The sequence below is a fragment of the Bradyrhizobium sp. genome (assembly GCF_017881085.1).
In the GTDB taxonomy this organism is placed as follows: Bacteria; Pseudomonadota; Alphaproteobacteria; order Rhizobiales; family Xanthobacteraceae; genus Bradyrhizobium.
Map to the genome: position 1 here is coordinate 1 of NZ_JADGRI010000309.1, position 6,289 is coordinate 6,289.

The following is a 6,289-nucleotide window of genomic DNA, read 5'->3' on the forward strand; positions in this document are numbered from 1 at the left end:
CCCTTTTCGCGGGCGCGGGTCAGGAAGTCCGTCACGTAGGCGTCGAGCCAGGCATCGTCGCCACCGGCCGACCACAGCCCGAAGGAACCGTTCGAGCCCTGCCGCGCCAGCAGCCGGTCGACCGCATCCTTGATGCGCTGATCGACCTCGGTGTCCATGGCAAGATGCGCGCCTGCCGCCAGATCGTTGACGTAAAGCAGCGGCATGGCGCGGCTAGTGATCTGCTCCGAGCAGCCGTGCGGATAGCGATCCAGCGCCTTCAGGATAGTCGCGGCGTCCAGCGCCGTCGACATGCTGACCGACAGCGCGACGCCGCCGGTGCCCGACACCAGATCCGAGAACATATCCGAGGTCAGCGTCAGGCTTTCGCCTTTCGCCAGGGTCCGGATCGAGCGGCGCGCCAGGATCTGCGTCGCCGGTTTGACGTCGAGCGCATAATGCCGCGTCAGCGCCAGCCCGTTCGGCCCCTTGATGTCGACATCGAGGTTCGCGGTGCCGGCGCCGCCGGCATCGAGCGCCAGCGACATCGAGCTGCGCTGTTTCGCGGCGAGTTTTACGGTTGTCGCGGGATTGCCGCTGACCTTCAACGGCCCCGACGTCTTGACGTTGATGGCGTAGTCGCCGGGCGCACCTTCGACGTTGTCGAGATCAAGGCTCATGGTGCCGTGGTCGCCATTGAGCATGAAGCGCGGCAATGTGGTGGTCAACACCACGGGATCACGCACCGTGACATCCGTAGTGGCGCGGCCGAGCTTGGTCGCGGTCCAGGCCACCGCCATCACGCGCGCGGTGCCGGCGAACTCCGGAATGTCGAAACTGATCTCGGCGGTGCCGTCGGCGGCAACCGTGACGATGCCCGAATAAAGAGCGAGCGGCTTTTGCGCCGGCGGGCTGCCCTGCAGCTCGGCGCCGGCGGCGTCGCCGCCGGTCTTGAGCTGGCCGCGGGTGCCCTGCATGCCGTCGATCAGCTGCCCATAGAGGTCGCGGATTTCCGCGGTCATCTGGCGCTGGCCGAGATAGTAGTCGTCCGGCGCCGGCGGCTTGTAATTGGTCAGATTGAGAATGCCGACGTCGACCGCCGCGACGACAATCTTGGCATCCTCGCCGGGGTTGAGGCCGCCCAGTTTGACCGGCAGCTTCAGCGTGGAGTTCGGACGCACCAGGGCCGGCGGCGACAAACTCACCTGCAGCGTGCGGGTCTTCTTGTCGATGCCGAACCATTTCAGCCCAATGGCGCGGCTCGGCATCCGCTGTGCCGCCACATCGAGCGGGCGGCGCAGCGTCGTTACCACATAGGCGCCGGTGCCCCAATCCTTGCCGACGGGAATCCTGACCTGCGCGGTGCCTTGCTTGACGTCGGATGTTTGCGTCGTCAGCAGCCGGTCGCCCAGCACGTTGATGGTAAGCTTGCCGGCCGAGCGCGCATTGACCGAGACCACCATGGTGTCGCCGGACTGATATTCCGGCTTGTCGATCGAGGTTTCCAGAAGGTCGGGCGTATCGGCGCTGCCGTCGGAATACCAGCCGACATCGAACTGCACCGAAGTCAGCGGCCCGTCGGCCTCGGTCGACTTGACGTCGAGCCGATAGCGGCCGGGCTGCGGCGACAGCGTGATCCGCGACGGCTTGTCGACTGCGATGGCCAGATCGCCGTCGGCAACGCGGCTGGTCGATTTGACCGGCTCATATTCCCAGGACGAACTCTGGCGATACCATTGATAACGGGATTCGATCTTCAACAGCTCGTAGCGCAGGCCGTCGCGCGCCAGCGGCTTGCCTTCGGGCGATACGAACACGACGTCGAAACCGGCCTTGTCGCCTTCGGCGACGCTCTTGTCGCCGAATAGCGGCTTGACGCCGATCAGCGCCGTCGCCGGGGCCACCGGCATCACCAGCTTGCGCTCGACGGCGCGGCCGCCGGCTTCCGCCATGCGGACGAAGATCTGGGCTTCCTGCGGGCGCGTCGAGGACGGCGGCTTGGCGAGGCTGACCGGGAAGGTCGCGACCCCATTGGCGTCGGTCTCGGGCAGGCCTTCTATCGGGGTACGCTCGTTGCTGGTGGTCTCCTCGTCGGCGACGCCAAACTGGTAGCCGGCGAAACCCGGCCGTTCCGAAGCCGGTGCGACCAGCATGTCGCCCTCCAGCTGAAGGCCGGAAGCGGGCGCGCCATAGAGGAAGTGGCCATCGACCTTCAGCTCCACGGGAACATCAGCTTTGATCAGCTTGTCCTTGGCGGATAAGTCGAATTCCAGCCGCTCGGGGATATAATCCTCGACCATGAAGGTGGTTTGGCCGACCACCGGGCCCTTGGGGTCGGTGAACGCACGGACCCGCCAGGTTCCGGCCGGAACGGCCGAATTGAGGGTCAAGGCCATGCTGCGGCCGCCCGCGCCCTGGTCGCGCAGCACGGCGCGGCGGAATTCGACGCCGTCAGGACGCTCGATCACCAGCGTCAGGGGGCCGCCGGTCACGGCATTGCCCTGGCCGTCGCGCAGGAGTGCAGTCAGATAGACGGTCTCGTTGGAGCGGTAGACGCCGCGCTCGGCATAGACGAAGGCGTCGGCGCCCTCAGGCACCTCCCGCCCCGCAACGCCGCGATCCGACAGGTCGAACGCGGTGGTCTTCAGGCTGAGGAAGGCGTAATCGGCTTTCTCGCCGCCGACGGTGAGCATGGCCGGCGACAGGCCGCCCTCGCCGCGCGCCAGCCCGGACTCGAACAGCACGTGACCGGAATCGTCGGTCTTGCGGGTGGCCAGAATCTCGTTGTTGCGGGCGAGCAGCCGCACCTCGGCTTTCGCCACCGCCTCGGTCGAAGCGAGCGAATTGACGAAGACATGGATGCCGTCATTGCCGGAGAACGCGGCGATGCCGAGATCGGAGACGATGAACCACTGCGTCGCCAGCGAAGAATCGTCGTCGCTGCCGGGGGTCTTGGGCGCCGCCGTCATGACGTAGACGCCCGGCTGCAGGTCGCCCAGCGCCTGGTCGACCGGAAACGCTGTCGTGACATCCTGGTTGAGCGTGGTCGCGGTGGCGAGTTCGCCCGACCAGACCTTGACGCCCCGCTCGTCGCCGAGGCTGGAAAGCTCGTAGCGGCTCAGTGCCCGCTGGAAGTCGCTGTCGATCACGGTGTTGATCAGGTTGCGGTCGCCGATCCTGAACACGTCGACCTTCACCGCCGGCGTGTTGACGCTGACCACGGGAATGCCGCGCTGGCCGGTGCGCGGCAGCACATAAGCCCGCCCGGTGAAGTGCACGAACGGCTTGCGGTCGCGGACGTAGATGTTGAATTCGGCCGATTTCGGCAGGCCCTCCTTCACGGTGGACGGCAGGCCGGCGCGCAGATTGATGTTGTAGCGCTCGCCATGGGTGAGCCCGTCGACGCAGAGCTGCTTGCCTTCCGAGGTCATCGCCGGCTTGTCGTTGCCGGCGAGCGCCAGGTACGGCGCGAAGTCGGTGCGTTTTGCCAACTCCTCGGAGAACTGGAAACAGGCGCGCGGCGAAGCTGAATCCGAATCGACGGTATAATCCAGCAGCCTGAAACCGTGCTCGTCGCGCAGTTTTTCGTAACTCCCGCGGACATCAGCCACTTCGCGCAAGTCGAGCGACAGCCGCATCGCGTCCAGCGCCGGCCGCCACAGCTTGCGCTCGGACATCGACCGGCCGAGCACGGCCAGCGCGTCGGCCTCTTCGCCGGCATTGCCGGCGCGCTGATAAGCGATATAGGCCGCGGTCGAGGCGCGTTCCAGGAGGAAGGTCTGCTCGCTGGAGTCCTTCGGCACGATCTGGAAGATGACCCGCGCCAGCCGCAGCCAGTTGCTGCTGTCCTCAGGCGCCAGGGCGGCGATCTGCCCGAGGATCTGCAGGCCGGAGCGGAAATCGCTGCGCTTGAAGGCGGCGTCGGCATCGGTCTTCAGGGTGGCGGTGGTCTTGGCGACAGGCCCGGCCTCGCTCTTGATCTGGGCTTCCAGCTTGATCGCGGAATCGGCCAGATCGTCGCGCCTGAAGGCCTTATCCGCTGCCTGCGCCGAGACCAGGCCAAGCGCCAGCGTTGCGCAAAGGGTTGCGGCGCGAACCAAACCGATCATGGGGAGCTCCTAGGGCAGCGAATGACCGCCGCGTATGATGCAGAAGGGCGCTAAAAGGTGACGGACTCATGGCGATGGAACAGAGGTGCGAAAAGGTCGCATACAACATTCGTCGAAACCGGCCGTGGCCCACGCCGACAGTCGGCGGCGTAGCATGGCGTCGGGGGCGGACCAACGGTCCACCTTCATGCCTTTGTCGCGGGGTGCGGGAAAACGGTTCGGAACAGGCTTGGCGGGGAAGCGGATTTTTCATATTGGCAATGGTATAACCCCGCCAACGGTCCCATAGCTCAACTGGATAGAGTAACGGATTTCTACTCCGTGGGTTGCAGGTTCGAATCCTGCTGGGATCGCCAGTCGGCCACCCTCTATAAGCGTAGATAATACTGGGGTTTTCTCGGAAACCTCCGATTGCGATCGACGCCCTCCGAGCGTGAACGCAAGGGGATCAAAGGGTGCGCTAGACCCCCTTAGCGGACGCAAAGTCCCAGACAGAATCCCAGACTCGAACGAAGCGAAAACACTGACGTCATCGCCGATGCGCTGGCGCGATGACGCATGAGCACTCACACCAACCAACGCCCCGTACCGTCCCGGCCGCGCCCGTTCGCGCGAACACTGCTTGCGCCCCTGGCACGGGATCGCAGGCGGACACTCACGAGCCATACACAATGAAAACTCAGATCTCACCGCGATTAACTGAAGCCTGCACCCTGGCCCATGACGCCCTGAACGCGGCGATCGCTGCTGTCGACGCCATCCTCGACGATGACAGCGCGGCCATCGAATATCCCGAGCTGGTGGTCGCGTTCACGACGTTTGCCGCCAGCGCGTATCGCTCCGCAGAGGAGGCGCCGGCAATTCACTGACAGTTCGAATCAATCCGTCCAGTCGCTTACGGCAACCTGCTCGCCCGAAAGCCAAGCAGCACCACCTAACGAAAAACCCTCATCTCTCGGCCTTCCTTGACGGGGCCAGGCGAGGATGGGGGCTTCGTAGAAAAGAGCCTTTGTGTTCAGAACATCATCTGTATCACCGCCGACTCACCGGCGCAATACCTCATCCGAAACCACCCATTTTGTCGTCGAGTATTGGGTCTTCACCGCGCTCTACACCATCGCCACGTTCGCCGCGGCGGGATTGGCGGTGCTGTCGTGACTGTTCACCAGGCCGACTTCACCGCCGCACCACTGGCCCCGAACAAATCCGACATCTCCGCGCACCTCTATGCGCTGTTTGATCCGGCATTCGTGCAGGCTTATCCGGACTCGTGGATCGAGATTGCGTATGGCGACCCCGCCGTCGATGGCGGAAAGCCCAACAAGGCGGAAAACTTCTCCCCGTTCAAACTGGAGGAGGCTGTCGAGTTCGCAGTGGCGAAGAATGCGGCTGGCTGCAACATCTATGTCAGCGCGACGCTGGGGCATGGTGACCACGCTGTCACCGCTTCCCACGCATGGGCCGAATACGACGGCGCCGGCGATGATGAGCGTATTGCCAACCTGCTGAAGGCCAACAGCCTCACGCCCTCGATCGTTGTCACCGCCGGCACCATTCCGCATCCGCGCCGGCACCTTTACTTTAGGCTCGACGGCACCGTTACGCCTGAGAGGCTGGAGGCTGCCGGCGCCGCGTTGTGCGCGCTGCTTGGCAGCAACGCGGTTCAGGATCCGCGGCGCGTCATGTGCCTGGCCGGCAGCGTCAACTATCCGACGCTGGACGAGCAGGCGAAGGGCTGCGTTGCCGAGCTGGTGGCGTTGTACCAGAATCCGGGCGCGGGCGCGTACTCAATCCCCGGAGCCATCCGCCGTCCAGGCGCCGACACCCCGAACAAGACCGACATCGCGGCCCACAAAGTCAGCTTTACATTCTTGCGGAACAAATCCGGAAGCAGCTTTGCCGTGCAAGCTGTGACACTGCCGGAACTGCGCGACATGATCCTTTTGGCCAAGGCTGGCACTAAAGAGGATCTGCCCTGGTTGAAGGGCGCTCGGTTCGGCGACAAGCGCACTGAGGCGGGCAGCCTGCGGCACGACGCAAACGTTATCGGCTTTGACGCGATCGAGCTCGATTACGACAAGATGGTCCTGAGCTTCGATCAGGCTGTTGCCACCCTCAAGGCGATGAACGTGCGGGCGCGGACACGCTCCGCGAAAATGGAATCAGTTCAGCAGAGTGGCGTGCTGCGATATTTCACATAC

4 protein-coding genes and 1 tRNA gene are annotated in these 6,289 nt (G+C 64.4%); 4 read left to right on the forward strand and 1 reads right to left on the reverse strand.

From position 1 onward, the window contains the following. A partial coding sequence (locus QZ213_RS22875; RefSeq protein WP_291688360.1) for an alpha-2-macroglobulin occupies nucleotides 1-4,088 on the reverse strand: 4,088 nt, incomplete at its 3' end. Nucleotides 4,089-4,367: 279 nt separating this feature from the next. On the opposite strand from QZ213_RS22875, the gene QZ213_RS22880 reads away from it, so the two are divergent. From QZ213_RS22880 to QZ213_RS22895, 4 genes are all read left to right on the forward strand, one after another. Further along, nucleotides 4,368-4,444: transfer RNA gene (locus tag QZ213_RS22880), tRNA-Arg, on the forward strand. A gap of 315 nt (nucleotides 4,445-4,759) precedes the next feature. After that, nucleotides 4,760-4,957: a hypothetical protein gene (locus QZ213_RS22885; protein ID WP_291688361.1), complete on the forward strand. Its 198-nt coding sequence runs from the start codon at nucleotides 4,760-4,762 to the stop codon at nucleotides 4,955-4,957. A gap of 142 nt (nucleotides 4,958-5,099) precedes the next feature. After that, entirely contained in the window at nucleotides 5,100-5,246 is a 147-nt protein-coding gene (locus QZ213_RS22890; RefSeq protein WP_291688362.1) for a hypothetical protein, read from the forward strand. Continuing rightward, nucleotides 5,243-6,289: hypothetical protein (locus tag QZ213_RS22895; RefSeq protein ID WP_291688363.1), on the forward strand; the 1,047-nt coding region annotated here is incomplete at its 3' end. The genes QZ213_RS22890 and QZ213_RS22895, both read left to right, overlap by 4 nt.

Coding starts and splice junctions, on each gene's coding strand:
- QZ213_RS22885 (WP_291688361.1), top strand. CDS start 4,760: ATGAAAACTCAGATCTCACCGCGATTAACTGAAGCCTGCACCCTGGCC.